General features: G+C 71.1%; 22 protein-coding genes and 1 pseudogene. 14 read left to right on the top strand and 9 right to left on the bottom strand.

Going from position 1 to position 21,263, the window contains the following annotated elements; translation table 11 throughout:
• Positions 1–122: 122 nt before the first annotated feature.
• Both HCT63_RS15150 and pyrE read left to right on the top strand, forming a co-directional pair.
• A pseudogene (locus HCT63_RS15150) lies at positions 123–401 on the top strand (sortase); the annotation flags it as partial.
• 27 nt (positions 402–428) lie between these two features.
• Positions 429–968, top strand: coding sequence for an orotate phosphoribosyltransferase (pyrE, locus tag HCT63_RS15145; protein WP_167006488.1), 540 nt, complete (start codon positions 429–431; stop codon positions 966–968).
• On the opposite strand, the gene HCT63_RS15140 is transcribed toward pyrE, so the two are convergent.
• Positions 929–1,999, bottom strand: a complete 1,071-nt coding sequence (locus HCT63_RS15140) for a glycerophosphodiester phosphodiesterase (RefSeq protein ID WP_167006485.1) — start codon at positions 1,997–1,999, stop codon at positions 929–931. The genes pyrE and HCT63_RS15140 overlap by 40 nt on opposite strands.
• A 162-nt stretch (positions 2,000–2,161) precedes the next feature.
• Between HCT63_RS15140 and HCT63_RS15135 the strand changes: the two genes are divergently transcribed.
• The 4 genes from HCT63_RS15135 to HCT63_RS15120 all read left to right on the top strand — a co-directional run bounded on the left by HCT63_RS15135 (position 2,162) and on the right by HCT63_RS15120 (position 6,262).
• Positions 2,162–2,791 (top strand): RNA methyltransferase, encoded by a 630-nt coding sequence (locus HCT63_RS15135; protein ID WP_167006482.1) that lies wholly within the window; start codon positions 2,162–2,164, stop codon positions 2,789–2,791.
• 585 nt (positions 2,792–3,376) lie between these two features.
• The gene (locus tag HCT63_RS15130) at positions 3,377–4,741 is read left to right on the top strand and encodes an FAD-dependent oxidoreductase (RefSeq protein WP_167006479.1); all 1,365 of its coding nucleotides are present in this window, start codon (positions 3,377–3,379) and stop codon (positions 4,739–4,741) included.
• A 71-nt stretch (positions 4,742–4,812) separates the two neighbouring features.
• Positions 4,813–5,835: a class II fructose-bisphosphate aldolase gene (gene fbaA / locus HCT63_RS15125; RefSeq protein WP_167006476.1), complete on the top strand. Its 1,023-nt coding sequence runs from the start codon at positions 4,813–4,815 to the stop codon at positions 5,833–5,835.
• A gap of 10 nt (positions 5,836–5,845) precedes the next feature.
• Positions 5,846–6,262, top strand: a complete 417-nt coding sequence (locus tag HCT63_RS15120) for a DUF3151 domain-containing protein (protein ID WP_167006473.1) — start codon at positions 5,846–5,848, stop codon at positions 6,260–6,262.
• A 131-nt stretch (positions 6,263–6,393) separates the two neighbouring features.
• Here HCT63_RS15120 and HCT63_RS15115 read toward each other — a convergent pair whose 3' ends face one another.
• Positions 6,394–7,302 (bottom strand): YegS/Rv2252/BmrU family lipid kinase, encoded by a 909-nt coding sequence (locus HCT63_RS15115; RefSeq protein ID WP_167006470.1) that lies wholly within the window; start codon positions 7,300–7,302, stop codon positions 6,394–6,396.
• A 112-nt stretch (positions 7,303–7,414) separates the two neighbouring features.
• On the opposite strand from HCT63_RS15115, the gene HCT63_RS15110 reads away from it, so the two are divergent.
• Entirely contained in the window at positions 7,415–8,713 is a 1,299-nt protein-coding gene (locus HCT63_RS15110; protein WP_167006467.1) for an adenylosuccinate synthase, read from the top strand.
• 11 nt (positions 8,714–8,724) lie between these two features.
• Here HCT63_RS15110 and HCT63_RS15105 read toward each other — a convergent pair whose 3' ends face one another.
• Positions 8,725–9,027 carry a DUF4873 domain-containing protein gene (locus HCT63_RS15105; RefSeq protein ID WP_167006464.1) on the bottom strand — a complete coding sequence of 101 codons (303 nt, stop codon included), beginning with the start codon at positions 9,025–9,027 and terminating at the stop codon, positions 8,725–8,727.
• Positions 9,024–9,959 (bottom strand): diiron oxygenase, encoded by a 936-nt coding sequence (locus HCT63_RS15100; protein ID WP_167006462.1) that lies wholly within the window; start codon positions 9,957–9,959, stop codon positions 9,024–9,026. The genes HCT63_RS15105 and HCT63_RS15100 overlap by 4 nt, the downstream gene beginning before the upstream one ends.
• A 112-nt stretch (positions 9,960–10,071) precedes the next feature.
• Between HCT63_RS15100 and purD the strand changes: the two genes are divergently transcribed.
• Genes purD through HCT63_RS15085 form a run of 3 tightly spaced genes read left to right on the top strand, consistent with a single transcriptional unit; the run spans position 10,072 to position 12,259 of the window.
• A complete protein-coding gene (purD, locus tag HCT63_RS15095; protein WP_167006459.1) occupies positions 10,072–11,334 on the top strand; it encodes a phosphoribosylamine--glycine ligase in 1,263 nt (420 codons plus the stop codon).
• Positions 11,335–11,375: 41 nt separating this feature from the next.
• Positions 11,376–11,819 (top strand): nitroreductase family deazaflavin-dependent oxidoreductase, encoded by a 444-nt coding sequence (locus tag HCT63_RS15090; protein ID WP_167006456.1) that lies wholly within the window; start codon positions 11,376–11,378, stop codon positions 11,817–11,819.
• A gap of 8 nt (positions 11,820–11,827) precedes the next feature.
• Complete coding sequence (locus tag HCT63_RS15085) at positions 11,828–12,259, top strand: nitroreductase family deazaflavin-dependent oxidoreductase (RefSeq protein WP_167006453.1); 432 nt, start codon at positions 11,828–11,830, stop codon at positions 12,257–12,259.
• A gap of 7 nt (positions 12,260–12,266) precedes the next feature.
• On the opposite strand, the gene HCT63_RS20525 is transcribed toward HCT63_RS15085, so the two are convergent.
• Together HCT63_RS20525 and HCT63_RS15075 are read right to left on the bottom strand one after the other, a co-directional pair.
• Positions 12,267–12,413: a transcriptional regulator gene (locus HCT63_RS20525; protein WP_243843054.1), complete on the bottom strand. Its 147-nt coding sequence runs from the start codon at positions 12,411–12,413 to the stop codon at positions 12,267–12,269.
• A 136-nt stretch (positions 12,414–12,549) separates the two neighbouring features.
• The gene (locus HCT63_RS15075) at positions 12,550–13,023 is read right to left on the bottom strand and encodes a hypothetical protein (RefSeq protein ID WP_167006450.1); all 474 of its coding nucleotides are present in this window, start codon (positions 13,021–13,023) and stop codon (positions 12,550–12,552) included.
• Positions 13,024–13,135: 112 nt separating this feature from the next.
• On the opposite strand from HCT63_RS15075, the gene purB reads away from it, so the two are divergent.
• Entirely contained in the window at positions 13,136–14,557 is a 1,422-nt protein-coding gene (gene purB / locus HCT63_RS15070; RefSeq protein WP_167006447.1) for an adenylosuccinate lyase, read from the top strand.
• A 75-nt stretch (positions 14,558–14,632) separates the two neighbouring features.
• Here the strand turns inward: purB and HCT63_RS15065 are convergent, their stop codons facing one another.
• Together HCT63_RS15065 and HCT63_RS15060 are read right to left on the bottom strand one after the other, a co-directional pair.
• Complete coding sequence (locus HCT63_RS15065) at positions 14,633–15,442, bottom strand: ABC transporter permease (protein WP_167006444.1); 810 nt, start codon at positions 15,440–15,442, stop codon at positions 14,633–14,635.
• Positions 15,439–16,452, bottom strand: a complete 1,014-nt coding sequence (locus tag HCT63_RS15060) for an ABC transporter ATP-binding protein (RefSeq protein WP_347877944.1) — start codon at positions 16,450–16,452, stop codon at positions 15,439–15,441. The genes HCT63_RS15065 and HCT63_RS15060 overlap by 4 nt, the downstream gene beginning before the upstream one ends.
• Positions 16,453–16,515: 63 nt before the next feature.
• Here HCT63_RS15060 and HCT63_RS15055 point away from each other — a divergent pair, with 63 nt between their 5' ends.
• The 3 genes from HCT63_RS15055 (at position 16,516) to HCT63_RS15045 (ending at position 19,605) form a co-directional block, all read left to right on the top strand.
• On the top strand, positions 16,516–17,463 hold the full coding sequence (locus HCT63_RS15055) for a YafY family protein (protein ID WP_208322452.1): 948 nt from the start codon (positions 16,516–16,518) through the stop codon (positions 17,461–17,463).
• Positions 17,464–17,565: 102 nt separating this feature from the next.
• Positions 17,566–18,432 carry a CPBP family intramembrane glutamic endopeptidase gene (locus HCT63_RS15050; RefSeq protein ID WP_167006441.1) on the top strand — a complete coding sequence of 289 codons (867 nt, stop codon included), beginning with the start codon at positions 17,566–17,568 and terminating at the stop codon, positions 18,430–18,432.
• Between the two features lie 33 nt (positions 18,433–18,465).
• A complete protein-coding gene (locus HCT63_RS15045) occupies positions 18,466–19,605 on the top strand; it encodes a serine hydrolase domain-containing protein (protein ID WP_167006439.1) in 1,140 nt (379 codons plus the stop codon).
• On the opposite strand, the gene HCT63_RS15040 is transcribed toward HCT63_RS15045, so the two are convergent.
• Positions 19,606–21,261, bottom strand: coding sequence for a TlrC/CarA/OleB/SrmB family ABC-F type ribosomal protection protein (locus HCT63_RS15040; protein WP_167007210.1), 1,656 nt, complete (start codon positions 21,259–21,261; stop codon positions 19,606–19,608). It abuts the gene before it with no gap.
• Positions 21,262–21,263: the final 2 nt, after the last annotated feature.

The following is a 21,263-nucleotide window of genomic DNA, read 5'->3' as shown; positions in this document are numbered from 1 at the left end:
GCCGCGACGATCGCGCCCCAGCACCTGCTCCCTGACGAGTCGCGCCCTCGGGTGGGGCGCGAGTCGTCGGGTGAGGGCGGAGACCGGCAGGCGCGCCGTCCACGCGTGCGAGCGGACATCGGGTCACGCACGGCGAGCCGTTCCGCCACTTCCTCGGGCTGCGCAAGGGCGACGAGGTCATCGTCGAGACACGCACGCACGTTTTCACGTACCTCCTGCGCGACGACGGGACGGACCGCGAGCTCGACTTCTCCGAGGGGTGGGTGCTCGACCCGGTGCCCGGGGAGCCGGGCGGGGTGCCGACCGAGCGGTTGATCACCCTCGTCACGTGCTCGGAGCTGTTCCACACCGACGCGCGGTCGGTGGTCTTCGGCGAGCTGGCGTCGGCCGTCGCGAAGTAGGCGCCAGCGGCTCGATACCCTCGAGCCATGAGCGATCGCGACGCCCTCATCGACCAGGTCAAGGACAAGGCCGTCATTCACGGCAAGGTCACGCTCTCCTCGGGCAAGGAGGCCGACTACTACGTCGATCTGCGCCGGGTGACGCTCGACCACGAGGCAGCACCGCTGGTCGGACGCGTAATGCTCGACCTGCTCGGCGACCTCGAGTACGACGCGGTCGGCGGGCTCACGATGGGCGCCGACCCCGTCGCAGCGGCGATGCTCCACCAGGCCGCGGCGCAGGGACGGGCGCTCGACGCGTTCGTGGTCCGCAAGGCCGAGAAGGCCCACGGGCTCCAGCGCCGGATCGAGGGGCCCGACGTCGCCGGTCGGCGGGTCGTCGCCGTCGAGGACACCTCCACCACCGGTGGCTCGGTGCTCACTGCCGTCGAGGCGCTGCGCGAGGCCGGTGCGGAGGTCGTCGCCGTCGCCGTGATCGTGGACCGCGAGACCGACGCGGCCGACCGCGTGCGCGCCGAGGGCCTCGACTACCGCTTCGCGATCTCGAAGACCGACCTCGGGCTGTAGCGCGCCACCCGCGCCGCGACGGCCTCGACGGCGACGTCCGGCTGGTCGGCGAACATCCCGTCCACGCCGAGCGCGAGCAGCGCGTCGAGCTCCCGGCGTACGTCTCCGGCGTCGCCGCCGATCTCGCTGGAGCGCAGGTCGACGGGTAGGAAGGCGTTCTCGCGCCGGACCGTCCAGACGTACACCTCGAGGCCGGCCGCGTGTGCGTCGCCGGTGAGGCCGCTGGGTGACCCGAGCTCGCCTGCCGGCGTCCGGGGGAGCAGCAGGTCTTTCGGCGCGCCGAGCACGTGCGCGTACTCGGCGACCCGCGCCAGACCCGTGGGGCGCACCATCTCGGCGTACGTGAGCGGGTCGCCCGCGCGCACACGGTCGTACGGGGCACCCACCGGCTCGACCAGCTGGACGAGTCGCAGCCGCGAGTCCGCGGCCAGCCGCTGAAGGTTCGCGACCTCGAACGACTGCACGGCGAACCCGGAGTCGGCGGCGTCGAGTCCCCATTCGCGCACGGCCCGCAGGAGCGGCTCTTCGAGCGGCAGGTCGCGCTCGCGGAAGTACGTGGACGTCTTGAGCTCGGGCACGACGCCGACGCGTCGCCCGAACTGGTACGACGCCATCTCGGCGAGCCCGAGGATCTCGTCGAGTGTCGGCACCTCGTACCAGCCGTCGTACGAGGTGTTGCTCGGGCGCAGCTGCGGGATCCGTTCGCGGGCGCGCAGCGTCTTGAGCTCGGCGAGCGTGAAGTCCTCGGTGAACCAGCCGGTCACCTCGCGGCCGTCGACGCGCCTGGTGGTCCGGCGGCCGGCGAACTCGGGGTGGGCGGCGACGTCGGTGGTGCCGCCGATCTCGTTTTCGTGGCGGGCGACCAGGACGCCGTCGGCGGTGCTGACGAGGTCGGGCTCGATGACGTCGGCGCCGAGCGCGACGCTGAGGAGGTACGACGCGAGCGTGTGCTCCGGGCGATAGCCGGAGGCGCCGCGGTGTGCAATCACGACCGGTCGGACGTTGCCTGCCGGTCCGGGGAGTCCAGACATAGCGGGACGAGCGTACGCCGCGTGGGCAAGCGCCCGCGGTCCGGCTCGCCGGTCCTCCGCTGGTCGAGCTCTGGCCTGCGCCGGTCGAGCCTGTCGAGACCTCCCGCCGGTCGAGCCCGCCTCCCGCCGGTCGAGCCCTGTCGAGACCCGTACGCTCGCCCCGTGGACGGTGACGAGGCGCACGAGACCGAGGTCGGAGTCGGCCCCTGGGAGGGGGAGTGGCCCGACGATCCGCGGTTCGACGTCGAGCTGCTGCGTGACGGCGACCGGCGCAACGTGGTCGACGCCTATCGCTACTGGACGGTTGAGGCGATCGTCGCCGACCTCGACACGCGCCGGCACCCGTTCCACGTCGTCGTCGAGAACTGGCAGCACGACCACAACATCGGCTCGATTGTCCGTACCGCCAACGCCTTCCTTGCCGCGGAGGTGCACGTCGTGGGGCGACGTCGCTGGAACCGTCGGGGCGCGATGGTGACGGACCGTTATCAGCACGTGCGCCACCATCCGACGGTCGAGGACTTCGTGGCATGGGCCCGTACGGAAGGGCTGCCGCTGGTCGCGATCGACAACGTGGAGCGGTCGCGCCCGATCGAGCGCGCCGTGCTGCCGCGCGCATGCGCACTGGTGTTCGGCCAGGAAGGGCCAGGGCTGTCGGAGGAGATGCTCGCGGCGGCCGATGCCGTGCTGGAGATCACGCAGTTCGGCTCGACGCGCTCGATCAACGTCGGCGCCGCGGCCGCCGTCGCGATGCACTCCTGGGTCCTGCAGCACGCGGAGATCTCGGGCTGAGCGTTCAGGTCTGTTCAGGATTCAAGTCTGTTCAGAAACCATGAACAATGGGCTATTCCGAACGCATGAACCGTCAAGAGACCTCGCGGCTGAAGTCGAGCGACCTCCGCAGGGAGAGCGGTCGAGCGTGCGGACCGCACCATCGGGTGGACCAATGACTACGTGATGACGGTGCTGGGCTTCACTGAGGCCTATGCGAACGCAGACGTCGCGCGGCTGCGTCACGCAGGACGAATCGCCGTCCCGACCCTGGAGGCGCAGGTCGTCCTCAAACTGATCGCGTGGCGCGATCGCCACCGGCGCGATCCCAGAGATGCCGGCGACCTCCGCGCTCGTCGTTGCGGCCTCGCACGGCCCCAACGTTGACCGGCTCTACAGCGAGGGCGCCCAGGAGCTGGCGGACCACGACTGGGATCCCCGCTTCGCGGCAGCTGCTCTGCTCGGGCGGCTGGCCGGCGGGACGCTTGGCGCGACAGCTCGGGATCTGTCCTGGCAGAAGGTCCTGACCGGACATTCCGGCAGCGAGCACCGCAACCACCAGCCTTCCAACGAGGGCTCATCGCCGGCGGCGCCTAGGCTCGACCCATGCCCCGCAGACTTGTCGTGGTCGGAGGTGACGCCGCCGGGATGTCAGCGGCGTCCACCGCGAAGCGCGCGCTCAAAGACGCGCTCGACGTCGTCGTCCTCGAGCGCCAGCCCTGGACGTCGTACTCCGCGTGCGGCATCCCGTACTGGGTCGCCGGCGATGTCACCACGCTCGACGACCTCGTCGCCCGTACGCCTGAGCAGCACCGCGCCAACGGCATCGACGTCCGTACGGAGACGACGGCGATCGAGCTCGACCTCGATGCCGGCAAGGTCGTCGCGCGGACGCCTGAGGGTACGGAGACGTTCGCGTACGACGAGCTCCTGATCGCCACCGGCGCCGAGCCCGTACGCCCCGACGTCCCGGGCGTCGACGCCGACGGCATCCATGGGGTGCAGACGCTTGCCGACGGCCGCCGCGTGCTCGACGCGCTCGAGAAGGACCCGAAGCACGTCGTCATCGTGGGCGCCGGATACATCGGCGTCGAGATGGCCGAGGCATGCGTGCGTCGCGGCCTCGAGACCGTCGTCGTCGGCAGCCACCCGACCCCGATGCCGACGATCGACGCCGAGCTCGGCGCGCAGATCGCGACCGAGATGCGCACGGACGGCATCGACGTCCGCGCGCCCGTCACGGTGACGGGCTTCGAGTCCGACGTCGACGGCCGCGTACGGGCGGTGGTGACCGACCACGGCACGATCGAGACCGATCTCGTGATCCTCGGCGCCGGAGTACGGGCCCGGACGGAGCTCGCCGCGGGCGCGGGTCTGCCGACCGGGGTCAAGGGCGCGCTGCCTGTCGACGCCCGCGGGATGCTCGACGCCGACCGGCACGTCTGGGCCGCCGGAGACTGCGTCGAGTCGCGCCACCGGGTGAGCGGGCGCCAGGTCTACATCCCGCTCGGCACGCACGCCAACAAGCAGGGATGGGTCGTCGGCCGCAATCTCGCCGGGTCCGACGTCACCTTCCCCGGCGTCGTCGGTACCGCCATGACGAAGGTCGTCACGCTCGAGATCGCGCGTACGGGGCTGGGGGAGCAGGACGCCTCCGACACGGGCTTCACGCCCGTCGCGGTCACGATCGAGGCGACGACGAGCGCCGGATACATGCCGAACGCCCGCCCGCTGACGGTCAAGGTCGTCGCCGACCGTCCGAGCCGGCGGCTCCTGGGCGCCCAGATCGTCGGGGGAGAGGGAGCGGCCCTGCGGATCGACTCGTTCGCGCTCGCCCTGTGGAACGAGATGACCGTCGACGACCTGATGATGACCGATCTCGGCTACGCGCCGCCGTTCGCCTCGGTCTGGGACCCCGTCCAGCAGGCCGCACGCGCCGCGGTGTCGACGCTCGGCGCGCCCCTGCGATAATGGCCCCACTGCGTGGGTCATGAACTCACCGCCCCACGAACTGCACAGCCGAGCTCGATGAGGAGTCATCCATGCCCGTCGCAACGCCCGAGGTCTACGCCGAGATGCTCGACAAGGCGAAGCGCGACGCGTTCGCCTACCCCGCGATCAACGTCAGCTCGTCCCAGACGCTCAACGCCGCGCTCGCCGGCTTCGCCGAGGCCGAGAGCGACGGCATCATCCAGGTCTCGACCGGCGGCGCCGAGTACCTCTCCGGGCCGACCGTCAAGGACATGGTCACCGGCTCGTTGGCGTTCGCCGCGTACGCGCACGAGGTCGCCAAGAAGTACCCGGTGAACGTCGCGCTCCACACCGACCACTGCCCCGAGAACAAGCTCGACGGCTTCGTCCGTCCGCTGCTCGCCGCGTCCACCGAGCGCGTGAAGCAGGGCGGTCTGCCCTACTTCCAGTCGCACATGTGGGACGGCTCGGCCGTGCCGCTCGACGAGAACCTCCAGATCGCCGAGGAGCTGCTCGCCGCGTGCGCCGCGGCCAACGTCATCCTCGAGATCGAGGTCGGTGTCGTCGGCGGCGAGGAAGACGGCATTGTCGGCGCGATCGACGACAAGCTCTACACGACTCCGGGGGACGCGCTCGCCACCGTCGCCGCGCTCGGCACGGGTGAGAAGGGCCGCTATCTCACGGCGCTCACCTTCGGCAACGTCCACGGCGTCTACAAGCCGGGCAACGTCAAGCTGCGGCCCGCCGTCCTCGACGCCGCCCAGAAGGCGGTCCAGGAGAAGTACGGCATCGCGCGCGCGTTCGACTTCGTCTTCCACGGCGGCTCCGGCTCGACGGCGGAGGAGATCGCCGAGGCGGTCTCGTACGGCGTCATCAAGATGAACATCGACACCGACACCCAGTACGCCTTCACGCGCCCGGCGGCCGACCACATGTTCCGCAACTACGACGGCGTGCTCAAGGTCGACGGCGAGGTCGGCGACAAGAAGAAGTACGACCCCCGCTCGTGGGGCAAGGCGGCCGAGGCCGGCATGGCGGCGCGTGTCGTCGAGGCCTGCCAGCACCTGTCCTCGACCGGCACGAAGCTCGGCTGAGGCGGCGGACATGTCCAACCTGCTCGGAGAACCGACCGAGACCCTGCTTCCCGACGACCCGGCGGCGGGAGCCGACGGCACGCCGCAGGACGTCGCGCGGGCCTACCCGGCGTCCAGCCTGGCGTGGGCGCTGTGCGCGGACGAGGCGCTCGCGGCCGACGACGACGTCACGGCGTACGCGTTCGCCCGTACGGGCTACCACCGTGGGCTCGACGCGCTGCGCCGCAGCGGCTGGAAGGGTCACGGCCCGGTCCCGTGGTCGCACCCCGGCAACCAGGGCTTCCTGCGGGCGCTGGCCGATCTGGCCGAAGCCTCGGAGCGTATCGGCGATCTCGACGAGGCGCACCGCTGCCGGGAGTTCCTTCGGGAGTCGAGCCAGGAGGCGTACGACGTGCTCGTCCTGGGCGGTCGCGCAGGGGCCGAATAGCCTGTCCTGAAAGGCGTAACAGTGGCCGCGGACTGGAGCCATCCCCCGGTAGACTCCGTCGCGGCCACTGCCACTCACCCCATTGTGACCCGGATGGGGTCACTCCGCAATATGTCCTGTAAGACCGAGTTTCACTCGTCCTGGGTGGGCTTGTCGGGGCCCGAGACGAGCATGCGGTAGCCAGCCTGCTCGATCCGCCAGGTCCGCGTCCGCATGCCGTCGCTGACCTCGCCGTCGGCGTTCCAGGTCATGGCGTCGCCGGAGATGGTGACCTCGCGGCCCCGTACGGACACGACGTCGTCGCGCTCGGTGTGCCGGCCCCGCAAGAGGCGCAGCCCGTATGCGAGCCGTCGTGGCAGGGCGTCCGCGTGGGAGATCGTGATGTCGAGCAGCCCGTCGCTCGGATCGGCGTCGGGGAGCAGCGGTGCGCCGCCCCCGACGTACCGGCCGATCCCGACCGCAGCCTGGACGACGTCATCACCGTGGTCGACGAGCCGCCCGTCGACCACGACCCGCAGCCGTTCGGGCGCCCCGACCAGACCTGCCTTGACGGCGCCCACGGCATAGCCGAGCGGCCCGAGCCGACGTTTCCACGGGCCAGCCTCCTCGCCGGCGAGCGCGCCGACGCCGACGTGGACGGCGTTCACGACGACGGCGCCGTCCTTGTCGACGGCGAGGTCGAGCGGCTGGGGCTCGGCGTCGAGCAGCCCGCGGGCCGCGTCGACAGGATCGTCGGGGAGCCCGAGCGTGCGTGCGAAGTCGTTGCCGGTGCCCATCGGGACCAGCGCAACGACCTGCTCGGGGAGCCGGCCGAGGGAGTGCAGCGCCTGCACCACCGCGTGCCACGAACCGTCGCCGCCGGCCGCGACCACCACGTCGGTGTCGGTGTGGGAGGCGAGCACGTCACGCAGCTCGTCCGGCTTGGCCGTACGGGCGACCTCGACGTCCCAGCGAGAGCGCAGCGCAGCGACCACCTCGTCGAGCACGTCGTCGTCGGCACTGCCTGCGGAGGTGTTCGCAATGAGGAGGGCGGAGGTCATGGAGACGGTCTACCACCTCGGGGGGCGCCGTCGGTCGGCGCGGCCCGGTAGACTCTGACCGTAAGAGCCCCGTCGCACGGGGCTTGTCGCATGTCTCAGGTGGTGCAGGTCCATGCCCGCAGTCGTGATCGTCGGAGCCCAGTGGGGAGACGAGGGGAAGGGCAAGGCGACCGACCTGCTCGGTAGCCGCGTCGACTATGTCGTCAAGTTCAACGGCGGCAACAACGCCGGACACACGGTCGTGATCCCCCAGGAAGACGGGACCAGCGAGAAGTACGCCCTCCACCTCCTGCCCAGCGGCATCCTCACGCCGGGCTGCATCCCGGTCATCGGCAACGGCGTCGTCGTCGACATCGGCGTGCTGTTCGAAGAGATCGACGGCCTCGAGGCGCGCGGCGTCGACACCTCGGCCCTGCAGGTCAGCGCGAGCGCGCACGTGATCCCCGAGTACAACAAGGTCCTCGACAAGGTCACCGAGCGGTTCCTCGGCTCGCGCAAGATCGGCACGACCGGGCGCGGCATCGGCCCGACGTACGCCGACAAGATGAACCGTCTGGGCATCCGCGTGCAGGACCTCTTCGACGAGAAGATCCTCACCCAGAAGGTCGAGGGTGCGCTGGAGCTGAAGAACCAGATCCTCACCAAGGTCTACAACCGCCGCGCCGTGACGGTCGAGGAGGTCGTCGAGGAGCTGCGGGGGTACGCCGACCGGCTCGCGCCGTACGTCACCGACACCACCTTGGTGCTCGATCGCGCGATCGCCGACGGCAAGACGGTGCTCCTCGAGGCGGGACAGGCGACGATGCTCGACGTCGACCACGGGACGTACCCGTTCGTCACGTCGTCGTCGGCGACCTCCGGGGGCGCGGCGACCGGCTCGGGTATCGCCCCGACGCGCATCGAGCGGGTCATCGGCATCGTCAAGGCCTACACGACGCGTGTGGGCGAGGGCCCGTTCCCGACCGAGCTGCTCGACGCGTCCGGCGACTTCCTGCGCGAGCAGGGCGGCGAGTTCGGCACGACGACGGGTCGGCCGCGTCGCTGCGGTTGGTACGACTCCGTCGTCGCCCGCTACGCCGCGCGGATCAACGGCGTCACCGACTTCGTCCTCACGAAGCTCGACGTGCTCACCGGCCTGGAGACCGTCCCGGTCTGCGTCGCGTACGACGTCGACGGCGTGCGTCACGACGAGATGCCGGTCGACCAGTCCGACTTCCACCACGCGGTGCCCGTGTACGAGGAGCTGCCGGGCTGGCCCGAGGACATCTCGGGGGCACGGACGTTCGAGGAGCTGCCGGCCAACGCGCAGGCGTACGTGCGTCGCGTCGAGGAGCTGTCGGGCGCGCGCATGTCCGTCATCGGTGTGGGCCCCGGCCGTGACCAGGCGATCGTCTGCCACGACCTGCTCTGAGGGTCACCGCGTCAGCGGGACGGGCGGCGCTCCGGTCCCGCTGCGCGGTAGCCGCCCCACGGGTTGCGCTCTCCGAGCCGTGCGGTCACCTCGGTGCCGCCGGGCGCCCGTACGCCGATCGGCTTGCGCCCGACCTTGGTGGCGAGCGCGGTGAGCGCGTCGGCGGGCTCGAGTCGCCCGGTCCAGTGGTACGCGCCGTCGATCGGCTGCATCACGCCGGACAACGTCCCCCGTGCGGCGACGACCTCGTCTCCCGCGACCAGCTCGAGCGTCCCGACGTACGTGGCCTCGTCCTGCTCCTCCGCGTCGCTCACGCCGTCTCCGGAACCGCGTCGAGCAGGCCTGCGCGCTTCCACAGCAGGCGGCTCGGGCCGGTGATCATGCCGATCTCCTCCAGCGTCGCGCGTACGCGTCGGGCCGCCCAGGTGCGGGTCGCTCGCGCGTACGGGTTGGTGCGGGCCACGCGCACCGCCGTCCGCATGTCGAGTCCGGCATCGCGATAGACGTGGGGGTGGACCAGGCCACGCGAGGCGAGGAACGCCGACGTGGCGATCGCGAGCTTGGACCACTCGCGGGTGACACGGCCCTGACCTTCGTACTCGAGGGCCGCCTCCTCGCGCGCGAACCGCATGTGCCGCGCTTCTTCGACGACATGGACGTGCGAGACCCCGCGCACGAGCGGCTGCAGCGACTCGTCGGCAAACGCCTCGCGCTGCATCTGGTCGAGCACCTCCTCGACGAACAGCGCGGCGGCGAAGCAGGTGGCGCCGTTGGACGTGGCCTTGAGGAAGCGGCCGCCCTCGTGCATGAAGCGCACCGGCCGGTAGTACGGCGCGTCGAGCTTCGAGAGGAGCTTGCCGAACATCACCGAGTGGCGGCACTCGTCGCCGATCTCGGTGAACCCGTACTGGACGTGGGCCGTACGAGGGTCGTTGTCGTAGAGGCGCCGCACCATCATCTGCATCAGCAGCGTCTCGAACCAGATGCCCATCGAGGCGATGCTCGCGAGCTCGAGGCGCGACAGGTCGATGCGCTGGGCGCGCGACATCGAGTCCCACAGGTCGGTCCCGTACAGGGTGATCCGGTGCGGCGGCGCGAAGAACGCGTCGTCGAGCAGCGGGGCGTCCCAGTCGAGGTCGACGACGGGGTCGTACGACAGCGCGGCGGACGACCTCAGGAGCCGCTGGCCGGACTCCTCGCGCTGGGCGGCGATGCGCGACTGCTGCTCGTCGGTGGTCAGCGACATGCGCGGTCTCCTTCTGGCGAGGATGTGAGCCAGGTCTCATCGAGAATGTAACACTCGCACTGGCGGATTGCGATGCGCTGGCGCGAAGACGCCACCACTAGGCTGGTCGCCCGTGAAGACCCTCGTCATCGGCACCGGCGGCCGTGAGCACGCGCTCGCGCTCGCGCTCTCCCGCGATCCGTCCGTCACCGAGGTGCATGCCGCGCCCGGCAATCCCGGCATCGAGCAGGTCGCGACCCTGCACTCTGTCGACGCACTCGACGGTGCTGCGGTGGCCGACCTCGCCGCGTCGCTCGGCGTCGACCTGGTCGTCGTCGGGCCCGAGGCTCCGCTGGTCGCGGGTGTCGCCGACGCCGTCCGTGAGCGCGGGATCGCCGTGTTCGGACCGTCCGGCGAGGCCGCGCGGCTCGAGGGGTCCAAGGCGTTCGCCAAGCAGGTCATGGCGGCTGCCGAGGTGCCGACCGCGATGGCCCACGTGTGCGAGACGGCCGACGAGGTTGCCGCCGCGCTCGACGCCTTTGGACCTCCGTACGTCGTGAAGGACGACGGGCTGGCCGCCGGCAAGGGCGTCGTGGTGACCGACGACCGCGAGGCCGCCGTCGACCACGCCGCCCAGTGCGAGCGGGTCGTGATCGAGGAGTACCTCGACGGGCCCGAGGTCTCGCTCTTCGCGCTGTGCAGCTGGAGCGAGACGGACGGCGCGACCGTCGTCCCGCTCCAGCCGGCCCAGGACTTCAAGCGCGCGTACGACGACGACGCCGGCCCGAACACCGGTGGCATGGGCGCCTACACACCGCTCCCGTGGGCGCCTGGCGACCTCGTCGACGAGGTCACCCGCCGCGTCCTCCAGCCGACGGTGGACGAGATGGCGAAGAGCGGTCGCCCGTTCACGGGCCTGCTCTACGCGGGTCTGGCGCTGACGAGCCGTGGCCTGCGGGTCGTCGAGTTCAACGCGCGCTTCGGTGATCCAGAGACGCAAGCGCTGATGGCGCTGCTCGAGTCGCCGCTCGGCGCGCTCCTCGCCGGCGCCGCCGACGGCACGCTCGCGCAGGTCCCGTCACCGCGCTGGCGCGACGGGGCTGCGGTCACGGTGGTCATCGCCGCCGAGGACTACCCGGCGTCGCCGCGCAAGGGCGACGTCATCACCGGGGTCGAGGCCGCCGACGCGCTCGAGGGCGTCGACGTCATCCACGCCGGCACCGCGCGCGACGCCGACGGCAACCTCGTCACCGCCGGTGGCCGGGTGCTGACCGTGACGGCACGCGGGGACGATCTCGCCGACGCGCGCCGCCGGGCGTACGAGGCCGTGGACCTGATCCACATCGACGGCGGGTTCTCGCGTCGCGACATCGCCGCGAAGGCGGCTGCCGTCTAAGCCCTCGCGCGACGCGCGAGGGCGGGTGCACACTGGCGGACATGCCGATCACTGGAGAGTACGTCCCGAGCGCGTGGAAGATGTCGCGTGACCAGGTCGAGGGGTACGAGGCGTCCGGCGGGCGTACGCACCGCACGATCGTGGGCAAGCCCGTCGTCATCGTCACCTATCGCGGTCGCACCACGGGCAAGGTGCGCAAGACGCCGGTGATGCGGGTCGAGCACGACGGCGTCTATGCGATCGTCGCGTCGCTGGGCGGTGCCCCGCAGCACCCGCAGTGGTACGCGAGCGTCGTCGCCGACCCGCACGTGATGCTCCAGGACGGGCCCGAGCCTGCGGACTTCGTCGCGCGCGAGGTGCACGGTGACGAGAAGGCACTGTGGTGGGAGCGGGCCGTCGAGGCCTTTCCTCCGTACGCCGGCTATCAGAAGAAGACGACTCGCGAGATCCCTGTCCTCGTGCTGGAGCCCGTTACCGGTGCTTGACTGGGCAGATGTCAGTCACCGGAGAGTACGAACCGAGCCCGTCGGCACGCGTGCGCAAGCACGTGGAGGAGATGGAGACGACGGGTGTCCCGACCGGCACGCCTCTCGACAAGCCGATCGTCGTCATGACGTTCCACAGTCGTCGTTCGCACAAGGTCCACAAGACGGCCGTGATGCGGGTCGAGCACGACGGCTCCTACGCCTTGGTCGCGTCCAAGGGCGGGGCGCCACAGCACCCGGCGTGGTACCACGCGCTCACCCTGCATCCCGAGATCGACCTGCAGGACGGGACGGAGAAGCGTGCCATGCGCGTCCGCGAGCTCCACGGTGACGAGCGCCAGGAGTGGTGGAAGCGGGCGGTCGAGGCGTTTCCGCCGTACGCGGAGTACCGGCGCCGCACCGACCGCGAGATCCCCGTCCTGCTCGCCGAACCGGTGTAGGAGCGGCTCAGTCGCCGAGGAGCTCCTTGAGCGCCGTGCGGTAGCGGCGGTAGGCCGCCCGGCCGGTCGCGGTGAGCGAGTAGGACGTGCCTGACCCGCGTCCGCGTCCGCTCTTGTGCACCTTCACGTAGCCAGCGGCATCGAGCGCAGACATCTGCTTCGACAGGTCCGACTCCGTGAGGCCGAGGTGGCCAGGAGGAACCGGAACGTCACGTGGTCAGAGGAGGTCAGCACGGCCATCGCGGCCAGCCGCTTCGGCGCGTGGATCACCGGGTCGAGGTCGGCGAGGGTCAACCGAGACGCTCCTTCGCCGCCGCTGCTGCCCGGGCGTACGCGCGCTCGTACCACCACAGTCCGGCCCCCACGGTGACGAACCCGACCGCTGCGCACAACCACCACGGGGCGACGGCGACCGTGGCCGCGTTGACCGCGAGCGCGACCGCAGCCCCCACGAGATAGCTACGCCCGACGCTCCGGATCTCGAACGGCTTCTTGCCGCGCAGCGAGGGCGGCGCCTCGTGGTAGCGCTGGTACCAGCCCAGGTAGACGCCGACCAATACCGACAACCCGACGTTGCTGGCGGCGGCCCAGATGCGGTACGGGTCGTTGCCGTACGTCAGCTTCGCGAGAGCCGCGAGGGCAGCGGACGCGAGCGCGGTTGTGGGGAGGCGCCACCGGGGAGTCGGCGGAGCGTCGGTGTAGGACGCAGGTTCTGCGCGCTCGAGGTCCCGGAGCTGGTCGCGGACCTCAGAGTCACTTTCCATGACGACGAAACCTATCGCGAGCGTTCTCCACCTGCGCAAGGGAAAGCGGTGACCGTCTCGCGGCGCCACGCTGGATCGGTTCTCGTACGGGGCACCTGGGACAATGGGGCGCGTGACGACTCCGAACGTGCTCGCGCTCCGCTACGCCTCGCCCGAGATGGTCCGCATCTGGTCGCCCGAGCACAAGATCGTGCTCGAACGCCGCCTGTGGATCGCCGTCCTCGAGGCTCAGCGTGACCTTGGCATCGAGACACCCGACGGCGTGATCGAGGCGTACGAGGGCGTCGTCGACCAGGTCGACCTCGACTCGATCGCCGCCCGTGAGCGCGTGACGCGTCACGACGTGAAGGCGCGGATCGAGGAGTTCAATGCCCTCGCCGGCCACGAGCACATCCACAAGGGCATGACCTCGCGCGACCTCACCGAGAACGTCGAGCAGCTGCAGATCCGGTCGTCCCTCCTCCTCGTGCGCGACCGTGCCGTCGCGGTGCTGGCCCGGCTGGCCGAGCGCGCGGCGGAGTTCGAGGCCCAGGTGCTCACCGGCCGCAGCCACAACGTCGCGGCCCAGACGACGACCGTCGGCAAGCGGTTCGCCACGGTCGCCGACGAGATGCTGGTGGCGTACGCCCGCGTCGAGGAACTGATCGCGCGCTACCCGCTGCGCGGCATCAAGGGCCCCGTCGGCACCGCGCAGGACCAGCTCGACCTGCTGGGCGGAGACCGAGACGCGCTCGCGACGCTCGAGCAGCGGGTCGCGGGGCACGTCGGCTTCGAGAACGTGCTCACTTCGGTGGGCCAGGTCTATCCCCGCTCGCTCGACTTCGACGTGGTGAGCGCGCTCGTCCAGCTCGTCAGCGCCCCCTCGAACCTGGCGACCACGATCCGGCTCATGGCCGGCAACGAGCTGGTCACGGAAGGCTTCAAGCCGGGTCAGGTCGGCTCGTCCGCGATGCCGCACAAGATGAACTCGCGCTCGTCCGAGCGGGTCAACGGGCTCGCGGTCGTGCTGCGCGGCCACCTGTCGATGGTCTCCGAGCTCGCCGGCGACCAGTGGAACGAGGGCGACGTCTCGGACTCCGTCGTCCGGCGGGTCGCGCTGCCGGATGCGTTCTACGCGACCGACGGGCTGTTCGAGACGTTCCTGACGGTGCTCGACGAGTTCGGTGCGTTCCCCGCGGTGATCGCGCGCGAGCTCGACCGCTACCTGCCGTTCCTCGCGACCACCAAGATGCTGATGGCGGCGGTCCGCCACGGCGTCGGACGCGAGGAGGCGCACGAGGCGATCAAGGAGCACGCGGTCGCCGTCGCGCTGGAGATGCGCGAGAAGGGGTCGACCGAGAACGAGCTGTTCGCGCGCCTCGGTGCCGACCCGCGCCTCGGGCTGACCGAGTCCGACCTCGGGACCCTGGTCGCCGAGCCGCTGACGTTCACCGGCGCCGCGGTCGCGCAGGTCGGCGCGGTCGTCGCGAAGGTCGCCGCAGTGGTCGAGCAGCACCCGGAGGCTGCGGCGTACTCTCCCGGCTCCATTCTCTGACAGCACCCGCACGGACGTCGAGGCACTCCGACCGATATCTGGTCGGAATGCCTCGTCGTCCTGCAGGGTCGCGCGTCAGCTGCTGGCGCGCATCGCCTTCGCCCCGATGACGAGCCCGACGACGCAGGTGATCGCGGCGGCGACCGCACCGGCGACCGCGTCGCCGTCCCAGGTGCCTGCGATCAGGGCGCGCTCGGCGTCGACGACGTAGGTCAGCGGGTTGATCTTCGAGGCCACCTCGAGCCATCCCGGAGCCCCCTGGAGCGGCAGGAGGATCCCGGCGAGCAGCATCAGCGGGAACAGCAGGGTCTGCTGCACACCCCAGAACGCCCACTGGTTCTCCTTCACGGCAAGCGCCAGCGCATATGACAGCGCGCCGAGCCCGACGCAGAACACCGACAGCACCGCGAGACCGACGACCAGCCCGGCGACGTCGGGACGGAAGCCGAACGGCACCGCGACGCCGACGATGACCAGCGCCTGCACGATCGTCGGGACGATCTCCTTCAGCGCGCGCCCGATCATCAGCGACGAGCGCGAGAGCGGGCTGACGAGCGTGCGCTCGTGCGAGCCGGTCTGCATCTCGAACTGTAGGTTGGCCCCGGTCGTGGACGTGCCGAACAACGACAGCATCACGATCACGCCCGGCACGAACCACTGCAGTGTGTCGGCCGTCGACTGACCCGACGACGCGACGAGCAGCGGCGTGAACAGTCCGAGGAAGAACAAGGGCTGGATGATCCCGAAGACGACCGAGAACGGGTCTCGGACGACGGGCCGCAGCTCGCGGCCGAAGACGAGCCCGATGTTGTGGAGCTGGCTGGTCGGTCGGCTCGTCGGCGCCGGTGCTGTGGCCGTACGGGTGGGGGTGTCGAGGGCGGTCATGCCGCCACCTCCTCGGTGATGTCGGTGGTCAGGTCGGTGCGAAGGTCCGTGCGGCCCTCGCGCAGGCTGCGGCCCGTGAGCGCGAGGAAGACGTCGTCGAGCGTCGGGCGCGCCACCTCGATCGTCGACGGCGCGATGCCTGACGCAGCGAGGTCGGTGACAAGCCCGCTCACGAGCCCGGCGCCTCCGGTGGCCTGGACATCGACCGCGGTGCCGTCGTGCGCGACCTGTGCGGCCGGGTGCGCGGCGATCGCCCGCCGTGCGGCACGCGCTGCCGCGTCGCGGCTCTCGAACGTCATCGCGATGCGGTCGCCCGCGTGGCGCGACTTGAGGGCCGCGGGGGAGTCGTCGGCGACGACCTTCCCGTCGTCGATGACCACGATGCGCTCGGCGAGGCTGTCGGCCTCTTCGAGGTAGTGGGTCGTGAGCACGACGGTCGCCCCGTGCTTGTGTCGCAGGTCCACGACGTGCTGCTGGAGGTTCGCGCGGTTCTGCGGGTCGAGCCCGGTCGACGGCTCGTCGAGGAAGAGCAGCCCCGGCGAGTGGATGAGGCCCATCGCGATGTCGAGCCGGCGCCGTTGCCCGCCCGAGAGCGTCATGACCTTCTGCGTCGCCTGGTCGGTGAGCCCGAGCGACTCGAGCATCTCGTCGGCGCGGGTCCGTGTCTCGGCGCGCGACAGTCCGTACGCCCGCCCGCTGACGACGAGCTCGTCGATCACGCGCTGCGCGTGGCCGGCGCTGTTGCCCTGGCCGATGTAGCCGATCGCCCGACGGACGGCGTGCTGGTCGCTCGTCACGTCGAACCCGGCGACGCGGGCGGACCCTGAGGTCGGGGCGAGCAGCGTCGTGAGCATGCGCAGCGTGGTCGACTTGCCCGCGCCGTTCGGCCCGAGCAGCGCGACCATCTCACCCGCCGCGATGTGGAGGTCGAGGTCCTTGACCGCGGTGACGGTCTTCTTGCCGGAACGGAACTCCTTGGTGAGTCCCTGTGTCTCGATCATCGTGTCCATGGCCTTACTGTCTCGTAGCTTCCGGACAGGTTCTGTCCTGATTGGTGCCCTAGGCTGAGAAACATGGCCGGATCGAGTGAACGCATGCTGCGGCTGCTGTCTCTGCTGCAGACCCACCGCTACTGGACGGGCCCCGTGCTGGCCGACAAGCTCGACGTCAGCGAGCGCACGCTGCGCCGCGACGTCGATCGGCTGCGCGGGCTCGGCTACCCCGTGGACGCGACGCGAGGGGCGGCCGGTGGCTACCAGCTCCAGGCCGGCGCGTCGCTGCCTCCGCTGCTGGTCGCGGACGACGAGGCGGTCGCCATCGCGGTCGGACTGCAGTCGTCGGCCGGCACGGGGGCGAGCGCGTTCGACGACGCCGCCGTCCGCGCGCTGAGCAAGATCGTCCAGGTGATGCCGCCGCGGCTGCGTCGCCGGGTGAAGGCGCTGCAGGACTACACCGACCGAGGCCCGATGTACGGCCCGTCGGTCGACGCGGTGCTGCTGTCGGTGCTCGCCCAGACCTGTCGCGACGACGAGCGCCTCGAGCTCGTCTACCATCGCGCCGACGGCGAGCGGACCCGTCGTACGGTCGAGCCCCACCGGCTTGTCTCGCTCGGTCGCCGCTGGTACCTCGTGGCCTACGACCTCGGGCGCAGCGACTGGCGTACGTTCCGCGTCGACCGGATGTCCGAGCCGCGAGCCACCGGCGTGCGGTTCCGTCAGCGCGAGCTGCCCGCGCCGGACGCGGCGACGTTCGTCAACGAGAAGATCGCCGCGCTGCGACCGACGACCGACGTGTCGTTCCTCGTCCACGCGCCGGCGGACAAGGTCGCACGGGTCGTCCGCTGGTGGGGGACGGTCGAGGCCGACGGCGACGAGCGGTGCTGCGTGACGATGAGCGTGGACACCTTCGACTGGGTGGTGTTCGCCCTCGCCTCGGTCGGTGCCCCGTACGAGCAGGTCGAGCCACCGGCGCTTGTCGAGCACCTGCAGCGCGCGGGTGCACTGCTCTCCGGCGCCGGCTGATCTCGACCACCGCTCGAGCGCGCGCCGAGGTGGCGTCTGCGCTACCCCTGGACGGGCCCACGGGGTAGGGATTTCGTGCCACCGCCGCGATGAACTGGAGACATGAACGTCCCCCGTACGCCAGTGCTGCCCGAGCCCGATCACGTCCGTCACCGTGGAGTGCGGTGGTTCCTCGCGTTGGCCTTCCTGGGTGCGTGGGTGCCCTGGCTGGTGGTCCATCTGGCCGGCGGTTCGATGGATGATCCGGTGATCCAGCTCGCGACCGCCGCGTTCGTGCCGGCGATCGCGGCGTGCGTGGTCCGGCAGTGGGTAACCCGTCAAGGCTTCGCTGACTCCGGGCTCCGTCTGCACCTACGCACGTCGTGGCGGCACGTCCTGATCGCGATCACGATGCCGTGGGGTGTGGTGCTCGCGGCCGTCGCCGTCGCGATGCTCGCCGGATGGTCGCCGGCGTCGGTCGACCTGAGCGCGACGTCATGGGCCTACCTGGCAGCAGGTCCGCTGGTGTGCCTGCTTGCGGCGCCTCTCTTCTGGGGTGAGGAGTACGGCTGGACCGCCTATCTCCGAGATCGTCTCGTCCCGGGGCGGCCCGTCGCGACCACCTTCCTCACGGGACTGGTGTGGGGCGTGTGGCACTGGCCGCTGCCCTGGGTCGGCTACCTCGGCGGGACCACCACCCCTGCCGACGCCGTGTGGGCCATGGTCTTGTGGGTGCCCCTGAGCATCCTGCTCGAGTTCGTCATCGGATGGCTGTGGTCCGAGACCGGCTCGGTGTGGCCCGGCGCGATGCTGCACGCCGGCGGCAACCTCGTCGCCTCGCAGGGTCTGTCCCTCGTGCTCGGTGACGCGTTCGGGCCGACCGGGTCGATGCTGCTGCTGTGCGCCGGGCTGACCCCGTTCGTGGCGGTGATCGTGCTGAGCGGGCACACCGCCGGTCCTCGACACGCTCGCCGCGGGCTGGCAAGGTAAGCGCACGCTTAGCCTCGTCCCTCAGGAGCCCCCATGGCCGAGATCCACGGCACGTACGACGACCGCTTCCAGCCGCTGATCGACGAGCTCGCACGTCGCTTCGATGTCGGCGACGAGGTGGGCGCCTCGCTTGCGGTCGTCCAGGACGGCCGTACGGTCGTGGACGTCTGGGGAGGCCATGCCGACGCCGAGCGGACGACGCCGTGGAGCGAGGACACCGTCACCAACGTCTGGTCGTGCACCAAGACGGTCACCGCGCTGGCCGCCCTCGTCCTGCACGACCGCGGGTTGATCGACGTGTACGAGAAGGTCGCCACGTACTGGCCCGAGTTCGCCGCCAACGGCAAGGCTGACGTCGAGGTGCGCCATCTGCTCGCGCACATGTCCGGCGTCCCGGCGATGGACCAGCCGTGCACGGTCGACGACCTGTTCGACGCCGAGAGCGCTGCCGCGCGGTTCGCGGCGCAGGAGCCGTGGTGGGAGCCGGGGACGGCGTCGGGCTATCACGCGATCAACTACGGGCATCTGATCGGTGAGGTCGTCCGTCGCGTGACGGGCCAGAGCCTGAAGGAGTTCGTCGCCGCCGAGGTCGCTGGCCCGCTCGGCGCCGACTTCACGATCGGCCTGCCAGCGGACGCGTACGACCGAGTCAGCCCGATCATCGCGCCTACGGGTGTCGAGATGCCGCCGGGTGTGGAGCCGGGCCCGCTGGCGCTCCGTACGCTCGGCGGGCCCCCGCTGCATGCGACGGTCGTCCTCACCGACGAGTGGCGCAGCGCCGACATCGGCGGCGCGAACGGCCACGGCAACGCCCGCTCGCTGGCGACGATCCAGTCGACCGTCAGCAACGGCGGCGTCGCGGGCGGACGCACGTTCCTCTCTGACGAGACGATCGCGCTGATCTTCGACGAGCAGGCGTCCGGGCCAGACCTCGTGCTCGGCGCGCCGCTGCGCTGGGGGATCGGCTATGCGCTCGTCGACCCGGTCACTCAGCCCTACCTCCCCGAGGGCCGGATCTGCCACTGGGGCGGCTGGGGCGGGTCATACGTCGTCAACGACCTCGACCGACAGATGACCGCGACCTACGTGATGAACAGGATGGGCAACGGCCTGCTCGGCTCGCACCGCGGCGCGGGATATCTGCGCGCGCTGTACGGGTGCGTGGACGCCTAATCACCTGGGCGGGCCGTCGTCGATCCGTCCGTCGCGCATCGCGAGGTGCAAGCCGGTGAAGCGCGAACGCATCCGCCGGTCGTGCGTGACGACCACGAGTGCGCCCTCGTACGCGGCCAGCGCCTCCTCCAGGTCCTCCACCAGTGCGGGGGACAGGTGGTTGGTCGGCTCGTCGAGCAGCAGCAGGTCGAGGGGCTGACTGACCAGGCGGGCCAGCTCGATCCGGCGCCGCTGCCCGTACGACAGCACGTCGACGCGTTTCTGCAGATCCCCCGGCTCGAACAGCCCGAGCGACAGCAGCGCCTCCGCGTGCTCGTCCGCAGGGCCCGGCCGCCCGTACGCGAAGGCCTGGAGCGCGGTGGTCCCCGGCGGCCACGGCGCCTCGTCCTGGCGAAGGTGACCGACCGTGCCCGGGACCCGGACGCTGCCGGCGTCGGGGCGCAGCTCGCCGGCGAGGACACGGACCAGCGTGGTCTTGCCGGCCCCGTTGGGACCGGTCACGAGCACGCGGCCCCCGGCCGGGATCACCAGCGACGGCACGTCGAGCCGCTCGCCGACCCGCACGTCGGCGAGTCGGGCTGCCGGCTCGTGCGACCCGCCGTCGCCGGTCGCGATCCGCGCGGCGAGGGTGAGCGGGTCTGGCGGCGGAGCCAGCGGCGCCGCTCGCAGCCGCTCGGCACGCTGCTTCGCGTTGCGGATGCGGACCATGGCGCCGTGGCCGCGACCGCGCGTCCGGAACCCGCTGTGTCCGAACACGCTCAGCGGCAGCTTGCGCGGGATCGCATCCAGCCGGGCGACGTTCGAGGCGGCGAGCCGCTCGTTGCGGACGAGCTCGTCGCGCCAGGCCTCGTACTCCTGCAGGCGTCGCCGGCGCTCGGCGGCCTTCGCCGTGAGGTAGCCGTCGTACCCGTTGCCGAACCGCGCGACCCGGCCGCCGTCGATCTCGAGGACGGTCGTGGTGAGCCGTTCGAGGAACACGCGGTCGTGGGTGACGACCACGACCGTCCCGGAGTGGCGCAGCAGGTGGTCCTCCAGCCAGCCGATCGCCGCGTCGTCGAGGTCGTTGGTCGGCTCGTCGAGCAGGAGCAGCTCCGGCTGCGAGGCTAGGGTCGCAGCCAGCGCCAGCCGCGCGCGCTCGCCTCCGGACAGCGTGCCGAGCGGCCGCGCCGGATCCAGGTCGGGCAGGCCGAGCCCGTGCAGCGCGATGCCCACCCGGACGTCGGCCTCGTACCCGCCGCGCGCTTCGTACCGTGCGGTGAGGGTGGCGTAGGTCGCGGCGACGGAGGAGGAGGCGAACCGCTCCGGCGGCTCGCGGGTGAGGGCGTCCTCGAGCGCGTGCATCGCGGACTCGAGAGTGCGTAGGTCGGCGAGTGCGAGGTCGACGGCGTCCCGCACGGTGGCCTCCGGCGGGAGGTCGAGCGCCTGAGCGAGGTAGCCGATGCCGCCCGGTGCGCGGACGGTGACCTCGCCGTCGTCGGGGTGTTCGTGGCCCGCGAGGAGGCGGAGCAGTGTGGACTTGCCCGAGCCGTTGTCGCCGACGACGCCGACCTTTTCGCCGGGCTTGACCGTCAGGGAGACGCGGTCGATCACGCGGCGCTCGTCGTAGGTCTTGGAGACGTCGTGGAGGGCGAGCTGGGAGTGCGGTGAGGTGTGCAGCG

It is taken from the genome of Mumia sp. ZJ430, assembly GCF_011751845.1.
Taxonomy (GTDB): domain Bacteria; phylum Actinomycetota; class Actinomycetes; order Propionibacteriales; family Nocardioidaceae; genus Mumia.
Note: the sequence above shows the minus strand (reverse complement) of the source record. Positions and strands in the feature narration are given on the sequence as shown.